This window comes from Phaeacidiphilus oryzae TH49 (assembly GCF_000744815.1).
In the GTDB taxonomy this organism is placed as follows: Bacteria; Actinomycetota; Actinomycetes; order Streptomycetales; family Streptomycetaceae; genus Phaeacidiphilus; species Phaeacidiphilus oryzae.
In genome coordinates this window covers 5,255,621-5,278,011 of record NZ_JQMQ01000005.1, presented here as the reverse complement: position 1 = coordinate 5,278,011, position 22,391 = coordinate 5,255,621, and the positions used below count along the sequence as shown (strand labels likewise).

The 22,391-nt window shown below is 71.9% G+C and carries 25 protein-coding genes and 1 tRNA gene; 8 read left to right on the top strand and 18 right to left on the bottom strand.

What is annotated here, in order from left to right:
* Window positions 1-13 precede the first annotated feature (13 nt).
* A complete protein-coding gene (locus BS73_RS27185; protein ID WP_037576866.1) occupies window positions 14-1,183 on the bottom strand; it encodes a steroid 3-ketoacyl-CoA thiolase in 1,170 nt (389 codons plus the stop codon).
* Window positions 1,184-1,491: 308 nt separating this feature from the next.
* On the opposite strand from BS73_RS27185, the gene BS73_RS27180 reads away from it, so the two are divergent.
* The 3 genes from BS73_RS27180 to BS73_RS27170 all read left to right on the top strand — a co-directional run bounded on the left by BS73_RS27180 (window position 1,492) and on the right by BS73_RS27170 (window position 4,619).
* The gene (locus tag BS73_RS27180; RefSeq protein ID WP_037576863.1) at window positions 1,492-2,724 is read left to right on the top strand and encodes a cytochrome P450; all 1,233 of its coding nucleotides are present in this window, start codon (window positions 1,492-1,494) and stop codon (window positions 2,722-2,724) included.
* A 123-nt stretch (window positions 2,725-2,847) separates the two neighbouring features.
* Complete coding sequence (locus BS73_RS40490) at window positions 2,848-3,924, top strand: peptidoglycan-binding protein (RefSeq protein ID WP_037576860.1); 1,077 nt, start codon at window positions 2,848-2,850, stop codon at window positions 3,922-3,924.
* Window positions 3,925-4,028: 104 nt separating this feature from the next.
* Entirely contained in the window at window positions 4,029-4,619 is a 591-nt protein-coding gene (locus tag BS73_RS27170) for a hypothetical protein (protein WP_037576856.1), read from the top strand.
* Window positions 4,620-4,642: 23 nt separating this feature from the next.
* Here BS73_RS27170 and BS73_RS27165 read toward each other — a convergent pair whose 3' ends face one another.
* A complete protein-coding gene (locus tag BS73_RS27165) occupies window positions 4,643-5,638 on the bottom strand; it encodes an aldo/keto reductase (RefSeq protein WP_037576850.1) in 996 nt (331 codons plus the stop codon).
* Between the two features lie 117 nt (window positions 5,639-5,755).
* Between BS73_RS27165 and BS73_RS27160 the strand changes: the two genes are divergently transcribed.
* Both BS73_RS27160 and BS73_RS27155 read left to right on the top strand, forming a co-directional pair.
* The gene (locus BS73_RS27160) at window positions 5,756-6,517 is read left to right on the top strand and encodes an ABC transporter permease (protein ID WP_235215550.1); all 762 of its coding nucleotides are present in this window, start codon (window positions 5,756-5,758) and stop codon (window positions 6,515-6,517) included.
* 258 nt (window positions 6,518-6,775) lie between these two features.
* Window positions 6,776-7,369 carry a TMEM165/GDT1 family protein gene (locus BS73_RS27155; RefSeq protein WP_037576848.1) on the top strand — a complete coding sequence of 198 codons (594 nt, stop codon included), beginning with the start codon at window positions 6,776-6,778 and terminating at the stop codon, window positions 7,367-7,369.
* A 231-nt stretch (window positions 7,370-7,600) separates the two neighbouring features.
* Here the strand turns inward: BS73_RS27155 and BS73_RS39960 are convergent, their stop codons facing one another.
* From BS73_RS39960 to BS73_RS27130, 4 genes are all read right to left on the bottom strand, one after another.
* The gene (locus BS73_RS39960) at window positions 7,601-8,803 is read right to left on the bottom strand and encodes an ANTAR domain-containing protein (RefSeq protein ID WP_051940781.1); all 1,203 of its coding nucleotides are present in this window, start codon (window positions 8,801-8,803) and stop codon (window positions 7,601-7,603) included.
* On the bottom strand, window positions 8,800-9,669 hold the full coding sequence (locus BS73_RS27140) for a hypothetical protein (RefSeq protein WP_037576846.1): 870 nt from the start codon (window positions 9,667-9,669) through the stop codon (window positions 8,800-8,802). Before BS73_RS27140 ends, BS73_RS39960 begins: the two co-directional genes overlap by 4 nt.
* A gap of 108 nt (window positions 9,670-9,777) precedes the next feature.
* Entirely contained in the window at window positions 9,778-11,682 is a 1,905-nt protein-coding gene (locus BS73_RS27135) for a CheR family methyltransferase (protein WP_051940778.1), read from the bottom strand.
* 77 nt (window positions 11,683-11,759) lie between these two features.
* Window positions 11,760-12,386 carry a chemotaxis protein CheB gene (locus tag BS73_RS27130; RefSeq protein WP_235215549.1) on the bottom strand — a complete coding sequence of 209 codons (627 nt, stop codon included), beginning with the start codon at window positions 12,384-12,386 and terminating at the stop codon, window positions 11,760-11,762.
* Between the two features lie 150 nt (window positions 12,387-12,536).
* On the opposite strand from BS73_RS27130, the gene BS73_RS27125 reads away from it, so the two are divergent.
* Window positions 12,537-12,611, top strand: a tRNA-Val gene (locus BS73_RS27125).
* Window positions 12,612-13,282: 671 nt separating this feature from the next.
* On the opposite strand, the gene BS73_RS27120 is transcribed toward BS73_RS27125, so the two are convergent.
* The 3 genes from BS73_RS27120 to BS73_RS27115 all read right to left on the bottom strand — a co-directional run bounded on the left by BS73_RS27120 (window position 13,283) and on the right by BS73_RS27115 (window position 15,095).
* Window positions 13,283-13,480, bottom strand: a complete 198-nt coding sequence (locus BS73_RS27120) for a hypothetical protein (protein WP_152617742.1) — start codon at window positions 13,478-13,480, stop codon at window positions 13,283-13,285.
* Between the two features lie 56 nt (window positions 13,481-13,536).
* On the bottom strand, window positions 13,537-13,821 hold the full coding sequence (locus BS73_RS37755; protein ID WP_152617741.1) for a hypothetical protein: 285 nt from the start codon (window positions 13,819-13,821) through the stop codon (window positions 13,537-13,539).
* 74 nt (window positions 13,822-13,895) lie between these two features.
* The gene (locus tag BS73_RS27115; protein ID WP_037576843.1) at window positions 13,896-15,095 is read right to left on the bottom strand and encodes a helix-turn-helix domain-containing protein; all 1,200 of its coding nucleotides are present in this window, start codon (window positions 15,093-15,095) and stop codon (window positions 13,896-13,898) included.
* Window positions 15,096-15,213: 118 nt separating this feature from the next.
* Between BS73_RS27115 and BS73_RS27110 the strand changes: the two genes are divergently transcribed.
* Window positions 15,214-15,912 carry an HAD family hydrolase gene (locus BS73_RS27110; RefSeq protein WP_037576840.1) on the top strand — a complete coding sequence of 233 codons (699 nt, stop codon included), beginning with the start codon at window positions 15,214-15,216 and terminating at the stop codon, window positions 15,910-15,912.
* A gap of 45 nt (window positions 15,913-15,957) precedes the next feature.
* Entirely contained in the window at window positions 15,958-16,224 is a 267-nt protein-coding gene (locus BS73_RS27105; RefSeq protein ID WP_152617740.1) for a hypothetical protein, read from the top strand.
* Between the two features lie 168 nt (window positions 16,225-16,392).
* Here the strand turns inward: BS73_RS27105 and BS73_RS27100 are convergent, their stop codons facing one another.
* The 9 genes from BS73_RS27100 to BS73_RS27055 all read right to left on the bottom strand — a co-directional run bounded on the left by BS73_RS27100 (window position 16,393) and on the right by BS73_RS27055 (window position 22,379).
* Complete coding sequence (locus BS73_RS27100) at window positions 16,393-16,833, bottom strand: DUF6941 family protein (RefSeq protein WP_037576835.1); 441 nt, start codon at window positions 16,831-16,833, stop codon at window positions 16,393-16,395.
* Complete coding sequence (locus BS73_RS27095) at window positions 16,830-17,354, bottom strand: helix-turn-helix domain-containing protein (RefSeq protein WP_037576832.1); 525 nt, start codon at window positions 17,352-17,354, stop codon at window positions 16,830-16,832. The genes BS73_RS27100 and BS73_RS27095 overlap by 4 nt, the downstream gene beginning before the upstream one ends.
* Window positions 17,351-17,698, bottom strand: a complete 348-nt coding sequence (locus BS73_RS27090; protein WP_037576828.1) for a type II toxin-antitoxin system RelE/ParE family toxin — start codon at window positions 17,696-17,698, stop codon at window positions 17,351-17,353. Before BS73_RS27090 ends, BS73_RS27095 begins: the two co-directional genes overlap by 4 nt.
* A 269-nt stretch (window positions 17,699-17,967) precedes the next feature.
* Entirely contained in the window at window positions 17,968-18,675 is a 708-nt protein-coding gene (locus BS73_RS36610) for a hypothetical protein (RefSeq protein WP_084704389.1), read from the bottom strand.
* Window positions 18,676-18,686: 11 nt separating this feature from the next.
* Window positions 18,687-18,995 (bottom strand): hypothetical protein, encoded by a 309-nt coding sequence (locus BS73_RS27080; RefSeq protein ID WP_037576826.1) that lies wholly within the window; start codon window positions 18,993-18,995, stop codon window positions 18,687-18,689.
* A 17-nt stretch (window positions 18,996-19,012) separates the two neighbouring features.
* On the bottom strand, window positions 19,013-19,447 hold the full coding sequence (locus tag BS73_RS27075) for a hypothetical protein (protein ID WP_037576823.1): 435 nt from the start codon (window positions 19,445-19,447) through the stop codon (window positions 19,013-19,015).
* A 42-nt stretch (window positions 19,448-19,489) separates the two neighbouring features.
* Window positions 19,490-20,389 (bottom strand): glycoside hydrolase family 25 protein, encoded by a 900-nt coding sequence (locus BS73_RS39955; RefSeq protein ID WP_063837075.1) that lies wholly within the window; start codon window positions 20,387-20,389, stop codon window positions 19,490-19,492.
* A gap of 17 nt (window positions 20,390-20,406) precedes the next feature.
* Window positions 20,407-21,003 (bottom strand): hypothetical protein, encoded by a 597-nt coding sequence (locus BS73_RS27065; RefSeq protein WP_037576820.1) that lies wholly within the window; start codon window positions 21,001-21,003, stop codon window positions 20,407-20,409.
* An 80-nt stretch (window positions 21,004-21,083) separates the two neighbouring features.
* Window positions 21,084-22,379, bottom strand: a complete 1,296-nt coding sequence (locus BS73_RS27055; protein ID WP_051940772.1) for a DUF5047 domain-containing protein — start codon at window positions 22,377-22,379, stop codon at window positions 21,084-21,086.
* Between the last annotated feature and the right edge of the window lie 12 nt (window positions 22,380-22,391).

The window sequence follows — 22,391 nt, the reverse complement described above, 5'->3', positions numbered from 1 at the left end:
TGGCCGCCCCTCGTCAGACCCGCTGGATGATCGTCGCGGTGGCCAGTGCGCCCCCCGCGCACATCGTGATCAGCGCGAACTCCTTGTCCGCCCGCTCCAGTTCGTGGACCGCGGTGGTGATCAGCCGGGCCCCGGTGGCGCCCACCGGGTGGCCCAGCGCGATGGCCCCGCCGTTGACGTTGACCTTGTCCAGGTCGGCGCCCAGCACCGCGGCCCAGCTGAGCACCACCGAGGCGAAGGCCTCGTTGATCTCGACCAGGTCGATCTCCTTGAGGGTCATCCCGGCCTTGCCGAGCACCGCGCGGGTGGCGTCGATCGGCCCGTCCAGGTGGTACTGCGGCTCGGCGCCGACGACCGCCTGGGCGACGATCCGAGCCCGCGGCGTGAGGCCGAGCGCCCGCGCGGCCCGCCGTGAGGCCCACATCACCGCGGCGGCGCCGTCCGAGATCTGCGAGGAGGTACCCGCCGTGTGGATGGCGTTCGGCAGCACCGGCTTGAGGCCGGAGAGCGCCTCCATCGAGGTGTCCCGCAGTCCCTCGTCCCGGTCGAAGAGCCGCCACATCCCCTGGCCGGCCAGCTGCTCCTCCTCCTTGGTGGGCACCTGCACGGCGTAGGTCTCCCGCTTGAACCGCTCCTCGGCCCAGGCCTGTTGCGCCTTGCGCTGGGAGGCGAGGCCGAGGGCGTCGACGTCGGCGCGGGAGATGCCGCGGCGGCGGGCGATCCGCTCGGCGGCCTCGAACTGGTTGGGCAGGTCGACGTTCCACTCGTCGGGGAACGGCCGCCCCGGCCCGTGCGCGGAGCCGGCGCCCAGCGGGACCCGGGACATCGACTCGACACCGCAGCCGATGCCGACGTCGATCACCCCGGCGGCGATCATGTTGTGCACCATGTGGTTCGCCTGCTGCGAGGAGCCGCACTGGCAGTCCACCGTGGTCGCGGGCACCTCGTACGGCAGGCCCATGGCCAGCCAGGCGTTGCGGGCCGGGTTCATGGACTGCTCGCCGGCGTGGGTCACCGTCCCGCTGACGATCTGCTCCACGACGTCCGCCTTGGCCCCCGTGCGCGCCAGCAGCTCGCGGAAGGTCTCCCCCAGCAGATAGGCGGGGTGGAGGTTGGCCAGCGCGCCGCCGCGCCTGCCGATGGGGGTCCGGACGGCCTCGACGATGACGGGTTCAGCGGCCATGAAACCTCATCTCCTGTCGCGCGTGAGGTCAGCTGCCGCGCGGCGTTCGGCTGGTCCCGCCGGCTCGGCTCACGCAGAACTGATACGAGTTCTAGTTCTGACCGTCTTTCTATGCGCTCCGGGCTGTCTCGGCAAGAGTCCTGACACAGGGAATCCGCGTCCTCACGCAATCGACACCCGCACACCCTCTTGCCACCTCTAGAACGCGTTACTACCTTCGAGACGCAATCTGACGAACCGTCAGTTATAGAGCGCGTCAGTTCCCTGCCGGCCGCCGGCGCGGCAGGGTGCGGTTCCTGGAGGCTGCGATGACCTGCCCGGCACTCCCCGAGGGCTTCGACCTCACCGACCCCGACCTCAACCAGCAGCGCGTGCCTCTCCCGGAGCTGGCCGTGATGCGCCGCACCGCCCCGGTCAGCTGGATCGCCCAGCCCCCGCACACCAGCGGCTTCGACGACGGCGGCTACTGGGCCGTGACCCGGCACGCGGACGTCAAGGAGGTCTCCACCCACCCGGAGATCTACTCCTCCCACACCAACACCGCCGTGATCCGCTTCCACCCCGACATCCCGCGGGACGGGATCGAGATGCAGAAGCTGATCATGCTCAACATGGACCCGCCGGAGCACACCCGCCTGCGGCAGATCGTCCAGCGCGGCTTCACCCCGCGCGCCATCAAGGCGCTGGAGGACACCCTGCGCGAGCGCGCCCACCGGATCGTCTCCGGCGCCCTCGCCGAGGGCGGCGGCAACTTCGTCACCGACGTGGCCTGCGAACTCCCGCTCCAGGCGATAGCCGAGCTGATCGGGGTGCCGCAGCAGGACCGCTCGAAGATCTTCGACTGGTCCAACAGGATGGTCGGCTACGACGACCCCGAGCTGTCCATCACCCAGGAGGTCGGCACCGAGTCCGCCGCCGAACTGCTGGCCTACGCGATGCGGATGTCCGAGGAGCGCAAGGCCTGCCCGGCCAAGGACATCGTCACCCAGCTGGTCAACGCCGAGGGCCAGGGCAACCTGGGCAGCGACGAGTTCGGCTTCTTCGTGCTGGTGCTCGCGGTGGCCGGGAACGAGACCACCCGCAACGCGATCAGCCACGGCATCCACGCCCTCCTCAGCAACCCCGAGCAGTGGAAGCTCTTCAAGGAGCAGCGGCCGAGGACCGCCGCGGACGAGATCATCCGCTGGGCCACCCCCGTGATGTCCTTCCAGCGCACCGCCACCCAGGACGTGGAGCTGGGCGGGGCGCGGATCAGGGCCGGCGACCGGGTCGGCATGTTCTACTCCTCGGCCAACCACGACCCCGAGGTCTTCGAGCAGCCGGACTCCTTCGACATCACCCGCGACCCCAACCCCCACCTCGGGTTCGGCGGCGGCGGCCCGCACTTCTGCCTGGGCGCCAACCTCGCGCGGCTGGAGATCGAGCTGATCTTCAACGCGCTGGCCGACGCGGCGCCGGACATCCGGCTGCTCGACGAGCCCCGCCGGCTGCGCTCCGCCTGGCTCAACGGCATCAAGGAGCTGCGGGTGGCGTACAGCTGAGCCCGCCGGGGCTGACGCCCGGTCAGCAGCGCTGCGGCATAGGTCACCCGGCGTACCCACATGACTTTCACCACCTCCGGGAGATGTGCGCCCGGCTTCACGGCTGCTGCATAATCAGGCCCCATGCACGACGCGCATGATCGCTCGGAGACCGCCGGCACCGAGATACCCGAGGGGCGGGAAGGACAGCCGGAGGCCGTCGCTCCGGACGAGAACACCGCACGCACGGTGCTGCTGCCCGTCGGCGATCCGGCCGCGCCCGGGCCCGCGCCCGCCGACGTGGCCCTCTTCCCCGCCCCGGACCAGCAGGCCACCGCCCCGATCCCGCGCATCACCGACGACGCCCAGCGCACCAGCCGGGCGGGCCGCGCGGGCCGCGCGGACCGCGCCGGTGTCCGCGGCAGCGGCGGCAGCGGCGGCACCGGCGTCCGCGGCAGCGGCGGCACCGGCCGGGCCAGGCACGGCGCGGGCGCGGGCGCCGGAGCGCCGCCGCCGCCGCACGCCTCCCGGGCCGCGCGGCCCGGGAGCCCTGGCGGTTCGGGTGGTCCCGGCGATCCCAGCGGTTCGGGCGACCCCGGCGGCCCCCGCGGCCGTCGGCGCGGGCTGCTCGGCGCCGCCGCGGCCGTCGTCGTACTGGCTGGGGCAGGGACCTTCGCCGCCGCCCTCACCAGCGGCGGCGGGGGCAGGCCCGCCGCCCGTCCGTCCGTCGGCACCTCGGTCGCGCCGCTGCCCAGCACGGAGTCCGGCAGCGCGGGCGGCACCTCCGCCGCGCCCAGCACCGCCCCCGCCTCACCGACCGCCTCGGCGACGCACCGCCCCTCGGCCACGCCGACCGCGACGTCGAGTCCCGGCAAGGCGAGCCCGACCCCCGGCCCGACCGGCACCGGCGGCAGCAGCCCGGCCTCCGCTCCGGCCTCGGCCACGACCTCCGCATCCGGCACCGGCTCGGGCACCGGCTCCGGCTCCGCGTCCGCAGGCTCCGGCGAGCTCGTCCCCGGCGACTCCGGCCCCGCCGTGACCGATCTCCAGTACCGGCTCCGCGAGGCCCACTACCGCCACGCCCGCCCCACCGGCCAGTACGACCAGATGACCGCGGCCGAGGTGACCCAGCTCCAGGCCGACTACCACATCACCTCGGACCCCGCCGGGGTCTACGGCCCGGCCACCGCCGCCGTCCTGGACCGGATCACGGGCGGCTGACCCGTAGACCCGGACCCGGAGACCCGGCCCCGGAGACCTGGGGACCTGGGGACCTCCAGCCCCGGGGGCCCCGGCCCACCCGCCGCGGTGACAGGCTGGAGGCCATGAGCATCCCGCGCTTCGGCAGCACCGAGTTCCAGCTGGTCCTCCTCCGGCGGATGGCCGACTTCAACCCGGACCTGGTGGACCGGGCGGTCCGCGAGCTCGGCGAGACCCGTACCTCCATGCGCGAGGCCAACCGCCGCTGGCAGGCGATGATCCGCTCCTCGGGCTTCCCCCGCGGCGCCCGCCGCCACCCGGAGATCCTCGGGCCGCCCGAGCGCACCCTCCGCCGCCGGTTCGGCGACCTGGTCTGCACGGCCCGGCAGTGGACCCTGCCGCTCTGGCCGGACCTCCGTTTCGAGGTGCTGCTCGCCCCCGGCGGCGGGGCGCCCTGGAACGAGTGGCTGGTGCGCGCGGACGCGAAGACCGCGCCCACCCCCGCCACCGTCGCCGAGCTGACCCCGTGGTCCTGCGTGGTGGCGGACGTGGCCGCGGCCTTCCCGCCGGCCGTACCGCGCGAGGGCTCCGCGCCGACCCGCAGTCAGCTGGACTTCACCGACCCGCAGGACGGCTCCCGCTGGACCGCGGACTTCACCCACGGCCTCCTCCAGGAGGTCCGTCCGGCCAACTCCCCGGAGCCCCAATTCCGCTGACGAGCCGTCAACTCACGCCCGGATCACCAGGCGTAGTCCTCCGGAGCCGTCTTGTGCCCCGGGAAGATCTCGTCCAGCCGGGCCAGCTCCTCGGCGCTCAGCTTCACGTCCAGCGCGTCCAGCGCCGAGGCGAACTGCGCGTCGGTACGCGGCCCCACGATCGGCGCCGTCACCGCCGGCTGGTGCAGCAGCCAGGCCAGAGCGACCGTGCCCGGCGCCTGACCGAGCTTGTCGCAGAAGTCCTCGAACTCCTGGATCTGCGCGCGGTTCTCCTCCAGCGCCTCGGCCGCCCGCCCGGTGGTGCGCCGCCGGCCCTCCTCGGTCTTCCGGATCACGCCGCCGAGCAGCCCGCCGTGCAGCGGCGACCAGGGGATGACGCCCAGCCCGTGGTACTCCGCGGACGGCAGCACCTCCAGCTCGACGCTCCGCTCCATCAGGTTGTACAGCGACTGCTCGCTGACCAGCCCGAGGAAGTTCCGGTGCCGGGCCACCTCCTGCGCGGTGGCGATGTGCCAGCCGGCGAAGTTGGAGCTGCCGACGTAGAGGATCTTGCCCTGCTCGACCAGGGTCTCCATCGCCTGCCAGATCTCCTCCCACGGAGTCCGGCGGTCGACGTGGTGCATCTGGTAGAGGTCGATGTGGTCCGTCTGCAGCCGCCGCAGGCTGGCGTCCACGGCCTGGCGGATGTTGCGCGCCGAGAGCCGGTCCGAGTTCGGCCACGGGGAGTCGCCCGAGTAGCCCTCGACCGGCATCGCGCCGAAGACCTTGGTGGCGATGACGGTGCGTTCCCGGCGCCCGCCGCCCTGCGCGAACCAGTTGCCGATGATCTCCTCGGTGCGGCCGCGGTTCTCCGCCCAGCCGTAGACGTTCGCCGAGTCGAAGAAGTTGATGCCCTTCTCGAGAGCGGTGTCCATGATCCGGTGCGAGTCCGGCTCATCGGTCTGAGGCCCGAAGTTCATCGTCCCCAGACAGAGCCGACTCACCGTCAGACCGGTACGCCCAAGCTGCGTGTATTCCATACTGTCTACCCTGAACCGCCCGCCCCGCCCATGTCGAGCACCGAAGGTAGGTCTGTCGGACCCCCGCAGAGCCGCAGGGGGGCTCCGGCGTCGTGGTGGCGCGCGTAACCTGACGCGGTGAGTTCCGGTTCGTCCTCCTCGCTGCTGCCGGTCAACGCGACCCTCGCGGTCGTCCTCGCCGTGCTGCTGGTCGCCGCGGTCGCGGTGGCCGGGCGCGGCCGGCTGGGCTTCGGCCACGCCGTGCTCCGCTCCGGCCTGCGGGCGGCCGTGCAGCTCGCCGCGGTCTCGGTGGTCATCGCCTTCGTCGTGAAGTCGCTGCCGCTGCTGCTGCTCTTCGTGCTGCTGATGTTCTCGGTCGCGTCCCGCACCGCCGGCCGCCGGATCACCCCCGGCCCCGGCTGGTGGTGGGCGGCGGTGCCGCTCGCCCTCGGCGTGCTGCCGGTCCTGGCGGTCCTCCTCCTCACCGGGCTGCTGCCGCTCAAGGGCATCTCACTGATCCCGGTCGCCGGCATCCTGATCGGCGGCGCGCTCACCGCGACCACCCTGGCCGGCCGCCGCGCCCTGGACGAGCTCCACCAGCGAAGGGGCGAGGTGGAGGCCGCCCTCTCGCTCGGTCTCGACGACCGGGAGGCCCGGCTGGAGATCTGCCGCACCTCCGGCGCCTCCTCCCTCATCCCGGCCCTCGACCAGACCCGCACCGTGGGCCTGGTCACCCTCCCCGGGGCCTTCGTCGGCGTCCTCCTCGGCGGGGCGAAGCCGCTGGCCGCGGGCGCGGTCCAGCTGTTCGTGCTGATCGCGCTGCTGCTGGTGGAGTCGGTGGCGATCCTGGCCACCCTGGAACTGGTCGCCAGGGGACGGCTCCGTCGGCCGTCCGCCTGAACCGCCGGCGTCCTGGGTTAGACTCCTCCGAGCGAAGGGGAGTAGCCCTCCACCGGAACGTCGACATATCCCCGCCCTCTGGGCGGGCGGCGCCCGGGGCGCGCGCAGTGCCGGTCAGCGGGCCGGCACGGAGCGGGCGTCGGCGAGACCTTCGGCCCAGCGTGTAAGCCGTCGTGCGCACGCTGCTGCGCCGAGGCGTCGCCGTTGAGGATGTCGCTCGGTCGCGGCAGCCGCCCGACCCAGCAGGAAGACCCCCGCGTGAACCTCAGCGTCCTACTGATCGTCTTCGGCATCATCTTCGTCGCCGAACTCCCGGACAAGACGGCCCTGGCCAGCCTGATGCTCGGCACCCGCTACCGCGCGAGCCACGTCTTCGCGGGGGTGGCCGCCGCCTTCGCCGTGCATGTGGCGCTCGCGGTCGCGGCCGGCAGCCTGCTGGCCCTCCTCCCCCACCGCTGGCTGCAGGGGGTGGTCGCGGTCCTCTTCCTGATCGGCGCGGCCGTACTGCTGAAGCAGAGCTTCGGGGACGGCGAGGAGGAGGCCGAGGAGGGCACCCGCACCCCCGCCTCACGCTCCTTCGGCAAGGTCGCCGGCACCAGCTTCCTGGTGGTCCTGGTCGCCGAGTTCGGCGACCTCACCCAGATCATGACGGCCAACCTGGCCGCCAAGTACAACGATCCGCTGTCCGTCGCGATCGGCTCGCTCCTCGCCCTCTGGGCGGTCGGCGGCCTCGCCATCGTCGGCGGCCGGACCCTGCTGCGCTGGATCCCCATGCACATGATCCAGCGGATCGCCGCGGCGGCGATGCTCGCGATGGCCGCCTTCAGCGTCTACGAGGCGATCAACGCCTAGCCTGCGCGGGGCCGGCAACCGCGTCCCGGCGCCGCCCACCACGGCCCCGTGCCCGTCGCAGGCCCGGGCCCCGGCTCCCTACCCGTGACCGTGATCGTGACCGTGACCGTTGCGGCTTCTGGCCGGACCGGGGCGCCCGGCCCCGGGAGGCGGCGAAGGGCGGCGACGCCGGGGCGAACCTTCCAGCCGTCCGCCGTCCGCCGTCCGCTACCCGCCATGCCGCGCCCCCGCTCAGAACAGCTCCTTGCCGTCGACGATCTCCCGGGCGACCTCGCTGACCCGCCGCCGATTGCGCCGCGCATACCCCCGCAGCAGCTCGAAGGCCTCGTCCACGCCGATCCCCTGCCGGGTGGCCAGCACCCCCTTCGCCTGCTCCACCACCACCCGGTGGCTCAGCGCGTACTCCAGCTGCTCGGCGCGGTTGCGGCTGTCCCACACCTCCAGCTCCCGGGCGAGGGCGATCCCGGCGGCATCCGCCATCGCCTGGGCAAGCTCCAACTCATCACCGGAGAACGGCCGTTCGTGCTCCCGGCGGACCCTCGGCGGTTGCCCCGCCCCTTCCCGGCCCGCGCCCGCTCCCGGGCCCACTCCGGGGCCCGCGCCCGAGTCCGAGGCCTCCGGCCTGCCGCCCGGCCCCCGCGCCCCGCCGCCGTCCCACGCCCCGGGCGCCCCGGGCGCCCCCGGCGCCCCTGCCGCCCCGGGCCGTCCGGCCCCGTGCTGCCGCCCACCGTCGAGCAGTTCCACCCCCGGCAGCGGCCGAGCCCCGTCCAGCGGCCCCGCCGCCCCCGGCTCCCACCTGCTCGCCGAGTCGAGCAGCACCAGCGCGCCCACGGTGCGCCCGCGCCCGCGCATCGGCACCGCGGCGACCCGGCGGTGGCCGAGCCGCAGCGCGTGCGGTGCGAAGCGCGGCCAGCGCTGCCTGGCGTGCGCGCCCTCGAGCGCGGTCCAGCCGAGCGCGCGCCCGGCCCGCCGGCAGTCGGCGGCCGGCCCCTCGTCCAACTCGGCGGCACTGCACGCGAGATCGGTCGATCGTCGATCCGAGCCGGCGCACAGCAGCGGCACGTCGCAGCTCCGTCCCCCGTTCTTGCCCGACCCCCCGGCCGGCCCCTCGACCGCCCCACCGGAGCCCGGCGCCCCTCCACGGCTGCCGGCGCCGCCCCCCTGCCGCACCGGCGGCATTGCCGGCACCACAGCCACCGCCTGGGCCGCGCATCCCGGCAGGAAGGTGGCGCACTGCACCACCAGTGTCTGAAGCAGCCCGCGCGGATCAAGCCCCTCGCCGAAAGCCCCGCCGGCGAGCTCGACGAACGCCTCCGCGGTGCGCCGCTCGGTGGCCCGCAGCGCCTCCGGGGGGTGCTCGACCCCGCCTGAGCCGCCGCCCGGCCCCGTCAGCGCCCCCGGAGCCCGGTGCTCCTCGGGCGTGTTTGTCGTCATTGCTGCTCCCCCGACAGGTCGAGTTGGCCGTCCACGATCTGGCGGGCGATCGCGGAGGTCGTACTGCTCTCGGTCCATGCTCTCGCCTTGATCATCGCCAGCACATCCAGCGTCGGCCGGCCGAGCCGCGCCGACAGCATCCCCGCCGCCTGGTGCACCACGTCCCGGTGATCGATCCCGCCGTAGAGCTCGGGGTCCGCGTCGGTCCCCAGGAGCACCTCGCGGAGCAGTCCTTCCGCGCAGTCCCGCACCCGGTCCGGTGGCGCCGGCAGCCCGGGGCCGGCACCGAAGACCGCCAGTACCCCCAGGCAGCTGCCCGCCGTCGAGCCGGCCAGCGGCACCGCCTGCACCACGCCGATCCCGAGCCTCAGTAGCTCGGGCCCCGCCGCCGGCCAGCGCTCCACCAGTTCCCGCTCGGCCGCCGTGATCACCGAGCGTCCGGCCACCGCCTCCGTCACCGGGCCCTCGCCCAGAACGAACTCCAGCTCCTGCGCTCTCCGGCCCGGCACGTCCGAGGCGGCCACGGCCACCTGCGTCCCGTCGCCGCCGACCAGCGTCAGCGCCGCACGGGGCGCCCCGCAGGCCTCGGCGACCCCCGTCATGAAGTTCGACTCGGCGCCACCGCGCCGGGCGTCCTCCAGCAGCCGGCGGGCGTACGCCTCCTGGAGTTCGGCCGAGGTCGCCTGCACCCGGGCGGTGGAGCGGAGCAGCTCGGCGGAACGGGCGAAGATCGCCTGGCCCGTGCGTTCCGCCTGACGCTCCTGGCGCTCGGCGGCCGCGGCCGCCCGCGCGGCGCGCTGCCGCGCCCGCGCCGCCCGTAGCTGAGCCAGCTCGGCGTGGGCGGAGGCCGCGCCTTCCGCAGTCATGCGGAAAGCCTACGCCAACGGCACCTGCGAGGCTGTGTGTTCACTTTCCGTCAGACCTCCGCGTCTACCGGGTTCCGTGGGCCGCCGATCCTGCCGTCCTCGACGCCCTCAGCCGTCCTTGCCTTCCTCGCCGTCCCTGCCTTCCTCGCCGTCCCTGCCTTCCTCGCGTTCCCCCGATTCCATCATCAGCACCACCCCGCCGTTGTGACCGTCGAACGGACTGCAGGTCACCGAGCAGACGATGGAGCGGCCGAGTCGGCTGAGCGCGGGCAGCGCGAGCGGACCGACCCGCTCCCCGCGCTCCCGGCAGGACTCCACGGCGGCCCGCAACCGCTCCACCGGCAGCCCGAAGTCCAGGTCGAAGAAGGTCCGGCCGAGCACCTCGTCCTCCCGCAGGCCCCACAGGTCGACCGCGCCCCGGTTCCAGCACTTCACCGCCAACTGCCCGTCCAGCACGACGAGTCCGGCCGCGATCGACCCGACCACGCCCTCCAGGAAGGCCCGCGCCTCGTCCAACTGCTCGGTGCGGGTGCGCATCTCGTCGTTCATGGTCTCCAGCTCCTCGTTACCGGACTGGAGTTCCTCGTTGGTGGTCTCCAACTCCTCGTTCGTGGACTGGAGTTCCTCGTTGGTAGTCTCCAACTCCTCGATACTGGACTGGAGTTCCTCGTTGGTGGTCTCCAACTCCTCGTTCGTGGACTGGAGTTCCTCGTAGGCGGTCTCCAGGTCCTCGCGCACCCGCTTTATCTCGCTGCGCAGCTGGGTGGCGACGGTGACGTCGGTGAAGGTCACCCCGGTCGCCGCGACCAGCCCGTTGGCCCCGGTCACCGGCTGGATGAGGATGTCGAAGTACTGCAGCTCCTCACCGACCCGCCGCTCGGCCCCGCTCACCCGCAGCGGCCGGCGCTCGTGCCTGGCCTGCTCGATCAGCGAGCGCAGCTCCACCGGCCGGTAGGAGATCTCCAGATCCTGGAAGGGCCGGCCGACGTCGTTCGGGGTCAGGCCGAACTGCTGGCGGGCAGTGCTGTTGATCATCAGCACCGTTCCGCCCTCGTCCACCGCGAGGGTGGCGGCAGGTACCGCGTCCATGATCAGATCCCGGATCTGACGGTGCCGCCCCGCGCCGAACTGCCCGCCCAGCGGTCCGGAGCGCAGCTTCACCGGCGCCGAGTTGTACGGCGGACCGGAATCGCCGGGCCGCCTGCGGAAGATTCGCTGGCGCATGCTCAGCACATCGAACCTCTCCGCGTCGTTCAGCAGCATCTCGGCCTTGCCGAGGAAGAGGAACCCGCCCTCGCGCAGCGCGAAGTGGAAGCGGTCCACGATCTGGGTCTGCGCCTCGACGTTGAAGTACATCAGGGTGTTCCGGCAGACCAGCAGATCCAGCCGGGAGATCGGGGCGTCCCGGGTGATGTCGTGCCGCCCGAAGATCACCCGCCGCCGCAGGTCGGGGCGGAAGCCGTACTGCGCGCCGTTCTGCTCGAAGTACTTCTCCCGCAGCTCGGGGTCGAGCTGCTCCAGGGCCTTCGCCGAGTACAGCCCGGCCCGGGCGTCGCGCAGCGCCTCGTCGTCCACATCCGTCGCGTAGATCTTGACCCGGGCGACCGCCTCCTCCAGACCCATCGCCTCGGCGAACATGATCGCGAGGGAGTAGGCCTCCTCACCGGTGGAGCAGCCGGCGCTCCATACCCTGATCTCATCCTGGTCCGCCGCCCAGGAGAGCACCTCGGGCAGGACCTCCCGCTGCAGGAAGGTCCATGCCTCGGTGTCCCGGAAGAAGGAGGTGACGTTGATCAGGATGGTGTTGAAGAGCGCGCTGAACTCGTCGGCGTTGGTCTCCAGCCGGTCCTGGTAGTCCACATAGGAGCGGACGCCGGCATCGGCCATCCGCTTGCGGATCCGGCGTCCGAGCGAGGAGCGCTTGTAGCCGGTGAAGTCGAAGCCGCGGGTCTCACGGAGGAATCCGAGCAGGGCCTCGAGTTCCTCGTCGACCGCGTTCTGCTCGCCGTCCACGGGTCCTGGAGCGCCGTGCGGCTCAACACGCCGTCCGCCCGGCCGCTCGGACTGCCGTCCGGGTCGTCGTTCCGCCATCACTTCCGCTTGGCCTCCACAAGTCCAATGATCTTCGACGCGATCTCCGGCAGCGGCAGAACGTGATCCGCCGCCCCCGTCTCCACCGCCGCCTGCGGCATCCCGCCGAACGCGGCCGTCTCCGGATCCTCCACCACGACCGTGCCGCCGCGGTCCTTCACCGCTCGTACCCCGGAGGCCCCGTCGCTCCCCGTCCCGGTCAGCACGCAGGCGATCACACCCGACCCGTACACCTCGGCCGCCGACTTGAAGAGCAGATCTGCGGAAGGCCGGACGAAATGCACCGAGGCGCTGCTGGAGAGAGTCAACCGGCCGTTCTCCTCCACCAGCAGATGATGGTCGGGCGGCGCCACGTACACCCGGCCGGGCCGCGCCGCCTCCCCGTCCTCGGCCAGCTTCACCGGCATCCGCGCCCGCCGGGCCAGCACCTCGGCGAGCACCGTCTGGTGCCGCGGATCCAGATGCTGCACGATCAGCACCGGCACCGCCAGCTTCGCGCCGAGCGCCCCCAGCAGATCCGAGAGACCGGACACGCCGCCCGCGGACGCCGCGATGGCGACGACCCGGTACCCGCCGCCGCCCGCGACCGAGCGCCCCGCGGAAGAAACCACCTCATCCGAGCTCACCGGGCGAGCCTATCCATTCCGTCCTGCGGAACCATGACAATCAACGATGCGCCGCACCTGCCGCCGGACCCGCGTCGCACGCCCACTCCCCCTGATCCGGTAGTCTGTCCCCCTCGTTCCGCGTGCGTTCCGCATGCCCGCGCGCGGCCGGGGCGCATAGCTCAGTGGTAGAGCACTGCTCTTACAAAGCAGGGGTCGGCGGTTCGAAACCGTCTGCGCCCACCACCAGGTCAAAGCCCGCTGCATATTCGAACGCAGCGGGCTTATTGCTGCCCAGAGTCCACATCCCGTCCACATCCCGCGTGGATCATGGCCTCCGACGGCTCATCACACGATCGGGCGGTTTGATCAACTGCACCCACGGTTCCGAACTAACGGCTCAGTAGCATCGGTCGCGGTCCGGAGGGGCGGCCATCCCCAGCCGCCCTAAGTGCGCTCCGCCGATGCCTGGCGGAGCTGGATACGTGTGGAGGCGGTCCGCTCCGCTGGGGAAGGCGCCCTCCGCCGCAAGGCGGAGGGCGTTCTGTTGCCCTCGGCCGATCCGATCCCGCCCCAGACACAGGCGACAGCCCCCGGCGAGTGCGTAGCCGGGGGCTGCCTTCGTCCCACCCGGTCGCCTCCACACGGGTCCGGGCGGGCGTATTGCGACCTTTTCGCGGACGACTGGAGAGACCCCGCCAAGTAGGCGCCGCCCCGTGGTCCAGCCGCGGTTCACGTCACCGCGACTGGACCACCTACCCCCGGCGTGGCGACAGGGATGCGATCGAGCACCTTCGCCGGGAGGTTGTGCCGCAGCCCGACGGTGGTCGCCGAGCGGCGGCGCCGCCCCGAGCGTGCGGAGGACCGGGGCGGCCGGCCGGACGTCAGGGGCAGGGACGGCGGCCGAGATGAGGGGATCACTCCCGGGTGACCTGCACGCGAGTCAGCCCCACGCGCGTGCTCCCCATCTGCTCGGCAGGCACGACTCCGACGTAGTCCGGGTGCAGGGGCAGACCAGCCTCCAGCCGCTCCCGGTCAGCCTCGGCCGCCGCGAAGCGCACCCATCCGAGCAGCCGACCGTGCGCGTCGCTGATCGGTCCGTCGAGGTCCTCCAAGCGCCACGCGCGCCCCTCCCGGTCCCAACGGATCGCCCAAGGGCTCATGCGCGGCATCAGAACTGCCGCCCTGCTGCCTCGGCGATCTCCTCGGCGGCGAGACGCAGCAGCCGGGCATGGCGCTCCTCGTGGCAGCTGCACTCGCAGCCGGCCGCGAGTCGCCCGGTCGGCACTCCGCGGGCGTCCCGCTCGAGGTACCGGCCGCCGCAGCCGGTCGGCGGCGCTTCGTGCCGACCGTCGCGACATCGCGGAGACAGGTAGACCTCCGGCGCGGCGGCCTCCGCAGACGCGGTACCCGCGAGGGCCTCACCTGCTCGCCGGTTCCGGAATCGTGCTTCCATGCCGCCGACCGTATGAGCGTGGCCGGATCACGACCCGAGCTGTCAGGTCGAGTGAGCTGGCGGGGCGGGCGCCTTCACACGATACCCAGACGCGTCGCCAGGCCCTCGACCTGCCGCGCATGCATCCCCCTTGCACGGCCGAGCAGCGTCAGGATGATCTGCCGGGCGACCGGCGTCCGGGCCAGGTCCTCCGGGGCGATGCGCTCAAGGTCGAGGAGACGCAGCAGCGCCGACGCATCCTCGCGGCGCAGGTCGTAGCACCGCGCCACGTCCAAGGTGAACGTGAACGCCCGCTCCATGCTCGGGAGATGACTCGTGTCCACCGCATCTGCCATGTGCAGGGCCTCGGTGGCCTGACCGGCCTCCATCTCGATGCTGACGTTGTGCAGCTCGACGTTGGTCGGACCGAACACGGTCCAGAAGACGTTCCCCTCGCCGGCGACCCGGGCGGTCGGCGTGGCCTTCTCCTCCAGCCGGTCGCGGGCACCCCACCAGTCGCGGCGGCGCGCCGCTGCGATGACGGCTACCAGCTGCAGGGCACCGTCCAGAGCCTTCGCCTCCGCGTTGGCCGGTGCATCGGCTCGGACGCGCTCGGCGGCGCGGAGAGCCACCTGCTCCGCGCCCTCCGGCTCGTCGGCGCCGAGCAGGGCATGCCCCAAGTTCCACTGCGCGGCGGCGATCCGCAGCGGGTCGTCTGCGTCCTCGGCCGCCCGAACCGCCCGGTCGGCGGCCATCATGGCCAGGTCTGGCCGGCCGGTGCGCCGCAGGTACGAACGGAGCAGGAAGTAGAGGTCGGCGGACGCCCGTAGTGCTTCGCGGCGCGGGGCTTGGTCGGAGCGAAGAGCGCGGACGGCATGCTCGACGTCGGCGACGAGCACCGGCAGCAGCTCGGCGGTGTCGCTGAACCTGCTCGGGCTGGACTGCCAGATGCGCCATGCCCCTTCGACTCGCTCACGCAGCGCGGCCGGCTCGGCCGGGGCGGCTGATCGGGCGGGGCCGTAGCCGAGGAGGGCCTCGACGATCGGCGCGGGCGTCGCGTCTACGGCGGCCGGGGCGGGGGCGGGGGTGTCGTCGAGGAGAGCGGAGACCGGGACGCCGAGTTCGCGGGCGATCGCCTGGAGCACCTGCAGGGACGGGGTCTTGATGCCGCGCTCGATCTGGGAGAGGTAGTCGGTGCTGAGGCCGCACAGGCCGGCTACCACCGCCTGCTCACGCCCGGCGCGCTTGCGGTAATGGCGGATACGCTGCCCGATCGGCAGGTCTGCCGCGACCACAACCGCCTCCCCTCACCTGAAACTTGAACCCAGAGTAGGGCCCTCCGGTACGCCCTGTGACGAGGTCGGGTGCTCCGGGGTATGGCACGCTGAGGATCCGACGAGTTGGGGGTGCGGCATGGCCGACCGGGTGGTCCTGTGGGACCTTGACCACACGCTGCTGGCGACGCAGGGCGTCGGCCGCGACTGCTTCGCGGACGCCTTCGAGCAGGTCACCGGCCGCCCACTGGAGAACCCGGCCGAGGTCACCGGCAAGAGCGAAGCGGTGATCTTCCGCGAGACGCTCGCTGCCCACGGCCTCCCCCGCGACGCATGGCCGTTCGAAGAGTACGCCGAAGCCCTGGCCGCGGCCTACCTGCGCCGCGCCGGCGAGCTCCGGGCGCGCGGCCACGCGCTGCCCGGCGCCGCCGCGGCCCTCGATGCGCTCGCCCAACTCGCCGACACCGTCCAGGTCCCGGCCACCGGAAACGCCCGGCGGGTCGCCGAGATCAAGGTGGCCACCTTCGGCCTCGACCAACACCTCGACCTGACGCGGGGCGCCTACGGCGAGGACGCCGACGACCGCCCCGACATGGTGCGCGTCGCTCTTCAGCGCGCCGAGGCGCCAGCGGCCGCAGCCATCCTCTTCGGAGACACCCCGGCCGACGTGACCGCCGGCCGCGACGTCGGGGTATTCACCGTCGGCGTGGCGACGGGCCGCACCCCCGCGACCGAGCTGGAGGATGCTGGCGCTGACGTGGTGCTGGCGGACCTCACCGACACCGAGCGCGTGGTCGCCCTCACCCGAGACCTCGCGGCGTCGCGGACAGGCAGCTGAGCGCCTTCTCATCGTTCTGTCAGACCCACGATCTACGATCACGAGGTGACCGACGAACCTTCACCTGAGATCCGCGCTGAGCTGGAGACCCTGACTGCCCGAGCGAAGGCGGCTGATGCCGCGGTGACCGAGTACGTCGAGCGCGTCACGGCCGAGCGGAAGCAAGCCTTCCCCGCGCCGGAGCAGGTACTGGACCGCGCCACATGGCCGGAGACGGAGTCGGCGGAGCTGGCCCGGCTGCGGGAGGCCGCACTCGCCGCGTGGCGGCCGGTGTGGGACCTGCGGAAGCGACACGGGCTGGGCTGGCAGTAGGCCAGGACTACACCTCGTTGCCGCGGCTATCAGCAACGGCCGGGCTCGCTAGTTGCTGACGGGGCGCCGCCCATGCGGCGGAGAGTTCGGGCCGCCGCATGGGCGACCTGCGGATCTCGGGCGCGTGCCCGTCGGCAGCCGGAAACGGAGAGCCGCGCGGCGTACTGGCTACGACGGAGGTCCGACGCTCGTGAGTGCTGTATGTACAGGGTTGGAACGCTCGCGCAGCCCCAGCTTCAGCTGAGCGGCTTGCTTCCCGTCTACGGCGATCGTGATTTCGAAGTCCCCGGGAGCGTCGATACGCACTTGGCGTAGGGGCACTGACAGCGGAAGTGCCGGCAGCGGATCCACATCTGGGATATTAGCCGCCTGCCATGCGACCTGGACCTTGGCCAAGTCAGCGTTCGCAGTGACCTGCCTCATGGTGACGGTCGCCTCATGTTGCGCCGTCATGTCCTCCCTGCTATCCGGCAGGAAGAGGAGCGCCAGGTCAAGATCGAGGGCGCCAGGCGTCGTCAGCTGAGCGCTCGTGATGCCTCCGCCGAGGACATGGAGGAGACCTTCACGCACGGTTGCCCGGTCGCAGAGCGTGTAGACCGTGAGTTTCACGCCTCGACCTTCATTCCAACCTGGTAGGGGCCTGCGCTCGCCTCGACCTTCACCTGGGACGGAGCCTTCGGCACATGGTGGGCCGAACCTTCGAAGGTGACGCCTGTGTGCCCGTCCCCATGAAGGGTGAGTCCCAGAAGAAGATGACCATCGCCAACGTCGTAGCTCTGGACGATCTGTTCCGATCGCGGATCGCGGCTTGGGAAGGCAGGCACGACGTCACGTGACTCCTTGACGGCGCGCCGTGGCTCTCCTGCTTGAACGAGGCGCATGTCTACTTCGTATCCCAGCGCGTGCAAGTACTCGGCCATGGTCTTGATGCGCAGGTTCCCGTCGCCACGCAGCACTTGGCTTACGGCGGACTTACGGACGCGAAGACGCTCCGCCAGCTCGGTTTGAGTCACTCCGGAGGCATCAAGGGCTGCGTAGATCAGCTTGAGGGCCTCGCGCTTCAGGCGCGCAACCGCGAGCCGCCGGGAGCCGTCGCTTGTTCGGGCGAGGCGCTCGTATAGCAAGGTCACGACTCCAAATCCTTTCGTCGCACCCATTTCGCCTTGTCGATGTGCTTGCGGGGCGTCTTCTCCGTCTGCTTCTCGAAGCCATGGGTGAGCCGGAGAGGGTACTTCGTGTCGCTGCGGGGATGGAAGAAGGGGAAGCGATGCTTGCCCACCTTGATCTCCCTGAGGCCATCCACAAGATCATTTAGCTCGCGGGGGATGGCAAGTTCGCCCGTGTGGGCGAACTCCTCGAAGACCACCGCGATGTCGGCAAGCTGGTCCAGCTTCTTGCCACTACGAGAGTGCTCTAGGTCACGCAGGTAGGCATCTGCCAAGTCAGCGCCCGGGCTATGGGCAGCTTCGATCATGTGATGAGGCCCCCGCTCGTAGTAGACGCGTCCACAGTCAGGGCAGTCGGCCCGCTCCAGTTCAGTTATGACTGTACCGCCCTTCTTCATGATGGCTAGTGGTGGGGCGTCTACACCTGAGATTGGCCCGGTGTCAGCCTTACGGGTTGCCCGCTTCCCTATACGGAGGAACGATGCCTCAGCTTACGGAGGAATGTGGGGCAGTTCGTGAAGTTCTTAGCATGATCGAGCGCCCCTCTCGGCCGCCGAAGCAGACGAGGGGGCGCGGGTCACTCCCTGCGGTAGGCGATGAGACCGGGGGCGATCGCCTGCGGTGTTGATCCGGATCCCGAGCCGGATCCGCCGCTGAGGGGGCCACTGGTGCGGGTGCAGCTGTAGTCAGTCGAGCTGGCCGAGGTCTGGGTGCAGGTGTACGTCGAGCCGAGTTCGTCCGTCCAGGTCCACGACGCCGGCGGCGAGCCGTCCTTGCCGTCCGCCCCGGCTGGACCAGTAGGGCCAGCCGGGCCGGGCGGCCCCTCGGGGCCTTGGGGTCCTTGCTCGCCCTGGGCGCCGTTCTGGCCGGCCGGGCCGGCCGCACCGCTCGGCCCGGCCGCGCCGGGCGACCCTTGAGCGCCTGCTGCTCCGGACGGACCGGTGGCCCCGGCCAGCCCGGTCTTCCCGGTCGCTCCGGTCTTCCCCGAGGCCCCGGTCGCCCCCGGCGGGCCAGCCGCGCCGCTCGGCCCGGCCGCGCCCGGCGCCCCGGCCGGCCCGGAGGGGCCGCTGCCGCCCGGCGCGCCCCGGCTCCCCGGGGGACCGGCGACCGGCGTGCCGCCGAGCTGCTGCACCTGACGGGCCAGCGCGTCCCGGGCCGCCTCGTCCGTGCGAACCTGGGCCCCAAGGTGGGTCAGGGTGAGGACGATCCACGCGACGAAGCCGGAGGCGAGCACGATGCCGATCCCGGCCCACAGGTCGGCTCGCCGCCGTCTGCTGAGCCTCATTCGCCGGGTGGTCACAGCGTTCCCTTCGTCGCGAGCAGGGGGATGATGATCGCCAAGATCGGGATGATGACTGCGGCGATCAGCCAGCGGCGCGTCTCGTGGATGCGTCGGGCGTCGGCGGCGCGGGCGGCCTCCATCGAGGTGACCCGCTCGGCCAGGGCCTTATGGCGCTCGTCTTGTGCCGCCTGCTGGAGCGCGAGCACGTCTGCGCTGACCTTGCCGTCGACCCGGCCCGAGAGGGTCTTGATGTCCTCTTTCAGGTCGCCGTGCATGTCGGCGAGCCGGCGCCCGAGCTCGCCGAGCGTCAGCTCGTCAGGCATGGATCACGTCCCTCGGGTCAGGCGGCGGGGGTGAGCACGGAGCCGTCCGGGAGGACCAGGCGGCCGGAGGCGTCTGCGGTGACGGCGTAGGCGGTGCCCGGCACCACCGCGGTGGTCGCGGTCTCAGCGGTGGCCGCCGGCGCCGCGGCGGGGGCGGGGGTGTCCGGAGTCGAGTCCACGGTCGGAGAGATGGCCGGAGCAGAGACGAAGCCGGTGAGCTTCTTGGCGACGGTCTCGGCGAGCTGCTCGACGTCCCGGCCGGTGGTCTCGGTTCCGCTCTTCACAGCGGCCATGTGCTCCTCGACGGAGGCCTTCACAGTCTCCAGATCCTTCTGCACGGTCGGCAGGGCGGAGACGACCTTGAGGATCTGCTGGGAGTGAGCGATCAGCCAGGCGACAGCCGCGAGGGCGACGCCGAGCGCGCCGGAGGCGAGGGAGTAGACGGTGTCCATGGTGCGGGCTCTTTCTGCGAGGTGAGGTGTAGTCGGGTCGCGTCAGGAGGACGAGGGAGTGGTGGCTTGGAGGGTCTGGCCGAGCTCGATGAGCGCGGCCTTGGCGCCGGCCTCGGCGGCGGCCTGGACCTGCTCGGCGGTGATGCCGCCGGTGGCGGCCATGGCCGCGACAGTGGCCTGCAGCGCGCCGATCTGGGCGACCAGGGCCTTGGTGGCGCTGTCGGAGTGGGCCGCCGCGGCCGTGGCGTCCCAGAGCTGGGCCTTGGCCGCCACGTACTGGGGGCCGCTCTTGGTGGCGTCGTCGACCTGGTAGGCCCAGACGGCCTCGGCGATTTCCTGGGCAGTGGGCATGTCGTCCTCGCTGGTGGTGGTCGTGGTGGTCGTGGCTGCGCCCCACGCCCGCATCGCGGCGGGGGTGGGGAAGTTGGCGACGTTGCGGTCAAGGCCGCCGACGTCGGAGTACTGGTGCACCGTCCAGGGGTGCTGCACCGCGGGCTTCCCCATCGGCGAGGACGGGTCAGCGATCCACAGGCCGTCGCCGCAGTCCGAGGTGGTGTCGCGGTCCAGCCAGAACGAGCGGTTGCAGTAGAGGAGCACCTTGTATTGCGGGCGCAGGCGCCGGACCGCGGCGAGGAAGGCGTCCTTCTCCGCGCCGCTGGCGGCCGTGCCGGCCGAGGTGGTCTCCCAGTCGCAGGCCAGCAGGTCGCCGTCGACGCTGGCGCACCTGCTGACGAAGTACTCGGCCTGGGCCTCGATGTTCCCGGGCCACAGGAAGTGGTAGAAACCGACGACGGCGCCGGCGCCGCGGAGCATCGCGGCCTGCGCCTTCTGGTCGGGGTTGGTGTAGGTGTGGCCCTCAGTCGCCTTCACGAAGCCGAAGCTGATGCCCTTGGTGGAGAAGCGCGTCCCCTGGATGTCGGAGACGTCGATGCCCTGGATCACTGTTGCTCCTGGCGAGATCAAACGAGGGAGTAGGCGACCTGGTCGAGGGAGAGCCACGCGGCGCCGGTCGTGGTGCTCTGCGGGATCAGGGCCTGCATGAAGTTGTCCGGCGCCGGGTGCACCTCGACGCGGCCGTACAGGTCGGTGGCCCACTGGGTGGCGACGGTGAAGTAGCGGTAGCCGTTCGGCACCGCTGCGGCCGGCAGGGTGCAGAAGGTGAACAGGCTGTTCTTGATGAAGGGGGTGCCGTCGCTCTTCTGGATGGTCCCGCGCATCTCTACGCGTTGGTTGAGGATCCGGTACGCAGGGGACCCGGAGAACGCGGCGAAGCCGCTGGACAGGGTGAGCGGGATCCACGCGCCCGGCGTCCAGGCCTGCCACGCGGCCCCGTCGTAGTAGTCGATGCGCTGCTCGGAGTCGAGCCAGGTGACCATGCCGGCCTGCGGCGCCTGGGCGCCGGTGAGAAGCGCGGCGCGGGCCGTAGAGGACTCGAAGCGCATGATGCTCTGCGGGACCAGGCCGCTGGTGAGCCACTGTCCGAGCTGCTCCAGATTGGGCGCGTCGGACAGCTGCAAGTACTGCACGTTCTGGCCGTAGGAGTCGGTGGCGGGCACGGTGGTCCTCCGTCGTTCAGGTGTGGAGCGGGCCGGGGGTGTAGCGGGCGCCGGTGGATGAGCGGTGAACGATGACAACATCACCGACGGCGGCAGTGGTGTAGGTGGCCAGCCGCGGGACGTCGGGCACGGTGGCACCGCCGATCTGCACATCGACGGTGGTGGTGCCGTTCAGCGCGGTGACGGTGCCGCGCTGCCAGTCGGCGGCCTGGCCGACGGCCTTGTTGATGGCGCGGGTGATGGCGTCTGCGAGCGCGGTCACCGGGCCCTCCTAGCTGGTCGTGTCGGAACGGGCATCCCAGAAGGTCACGCCGAAATCCCCGCTGAGCGCCATCGGGATGGTGACGGTTTGGACGACGGCCAGGTCGGCGCTGCCGTCCGTTGTGCCGCACGCGCACGATGTCTCCCGGCTGCAGGGCCGGGTTAGGGACGCAGCCCACGCCGACCGTGGTGTGCGGCGCGCCGTACTGCGCGAGCAGGGTCTGGGCAACCTGCGTGGCCTGTCCGGACGTCACCACGGCAGACGACTGGTAGCTGTAGGTGCGCTTGCCGGCCGGGCCGCCCCAGTACAGGGGGTTGCTGGTGTCGGTGAGGTACGCGGAGCCGGTCACCGGAGCGCTGCCGCTGCTGGTGTTGTCGCCGGTCACGACGACGCCGTTGTAGACGCCGGTCAAGGTCTGCCCGCGGGTATCGGTGAGCATCACGCCACCCGGCGCGATCTCCCACACAACCGGCCCGGTCAGCGGGTTGGGGACGGGAGCGATGATGAACGCCCCGCCGTGGTCGACGTAGATCTCGCCGCTCATGGCGGTGGCGATCGACGTGACCGCGTCCCACCGGTCGGCGCCGGCGTCCCAACTCATCGTGGGCAGCGCCGGGTTGGCGCCGGTGCGGTTGGTGATGGTGGCGCCGGGGATGGTCTGGTGGATCAGGTAGGTGATCGCGTCCAGGCAGGTGCTGTAGCCCTTGGTGGTGGTCGCGGTCTCGAACGGGTCGGCCTGCAGCAGTGCCTCGGCGCTGCTCGCCGAGAGGGTGACCGGGCCGAGGTCCCGATCGCCGGACACCTCGGTGATGGAGAACGTGCCGAGCGTGGCCAGCTCGACCACGCCGCTGGGGTAGCGCACCCCGCGGTAGGCGGTCAGGGTCTGCCCCCCGGCCCCCAGCGTGTCCGTGACCGCCCGCGGCAGGAGGCTCGGATCACTGACGGTCAGCGACAGCTGCCGGCGGATTTTGCTGCCGCGGTCGAGGGTGACCGTGCCGTCATGGAACGTCAGATCGTTCTTCGTCGCCGCGCCGTTGTAGGCGGCGTCGACGCGGGCGGACATGGTGTGGCTGTGCGCGATGGCGTCCAGGAACTGGGAGGTCACCGGGTACATGCAGGTGGCCTC

What these genes read in the sequence shown, in the direction of transcription:
- BS73_RS36610 (WP_084704389.1), bottom strand. Translation starts at nt 18,675, where the DNA reads ATGAGGCTCAGCAGACGGCGGCGAGCCGACCTGTGGGCCGGGATCGGC.
- BS73_RS27170 (WP_037576856.1), top strand. Translation starts at nt 4,029, where the DNA reads ATGAGCATCCCGCGCTTCGGCAGCACCGAGTTCCAGCTGGTCCTCCTC.
- BS73_RS37755 (WP_152617741.1), bottom strand. Translation starts at nt 13,821, where the DNA reads ATGGAAGCACGATTCCGGAACCGGCGAGCAGGTGAGGCCCTCGCGGGT.
- BS73_RS27165 (WP_037576850.1), bottom strand. Translation starts at nt 5,638, where the DNA reads ATGGAATACACGCAGCTTGGGCGTACCGGTCTGACGGTGAGTCGGCTC.
- BS73_RS27140 (WP_037576846.1), bottom strand. Translation starts at nt 9,669, where the DNA reads ATGACTGCGGAAGGCGCGGCCTCCGCCCACGCCGAGCTGGCTCAGCTA.
- BS73_RS27110 (WP_037576840.1), top strand. Translation starts at nt 15,214, where the DNA reads ATGGCCGACCGGGTGGTCCTGTGGGACCTTGACCACACGCTGCTGGCG.
- BS73_RS27185 (WP_037576866.1), bottom strand. Translation starts at nt 1,183, where the DNA reads ATGGCCGCTGAACCCGTCATCGTCGAGGCCGTCCGGACCCCCATCGGC.
- BS73_RS27055 (WP_051940772.1), bottom strand. Translation starts at nt 22,379, where the DNA reads ATGTACCCGGTGACCTCCCAGTTCCTGGACGCCATCGCGCACAGCCAC.
- BS73_RS27180 (WP_037576863.1), top strand. Translation starts at nt 1,492, where the DNA reads ATGACCTGCCCGGCACTCCCCGAGGGCTTCGACCTCACCGACCCCGAC.
- BS73_RS27090 (WP_037576828.1), bottom strand. Translation starts at nt 17,698, where the DNA reads ATGATCGAAGCTGCCCATAGCCCGGGCGCTGACTTGGCAGATGCCTAC.
- BS73_RS39960 (WP_051940781.1), bottom strand. Translation starts at nt 8,803, where the DNA reads ATGACGACAAACACGCCCGAGGAGCACCGGGCTCCGGGGGCGCTGACG.
- BS73_RS40490 (WP_037576860.1), top strand. Translation starts at nt 2,848, where the DNA reads ATGCACGACGCGCATGATCGCTCGGAGACCGCCGGCACCGAGATACCC.
- BS73_RS27075 (WP_037576823.1), bottom strand. Translation starts at nt 19,447, where the DNA reads ATGGACACCGTCTACTCCCTCGCCTCCGGCGCGCTCGGCGTCGCCCTC.
- BS73_RS27080 (WP_037576826.1), bottom strand. Translation starts at nt 18,995, where the DNA reads ATGCCTGACGAGCTGACGCTCGGCGAGCTCGGGCGCCGGCTCGCCGAC.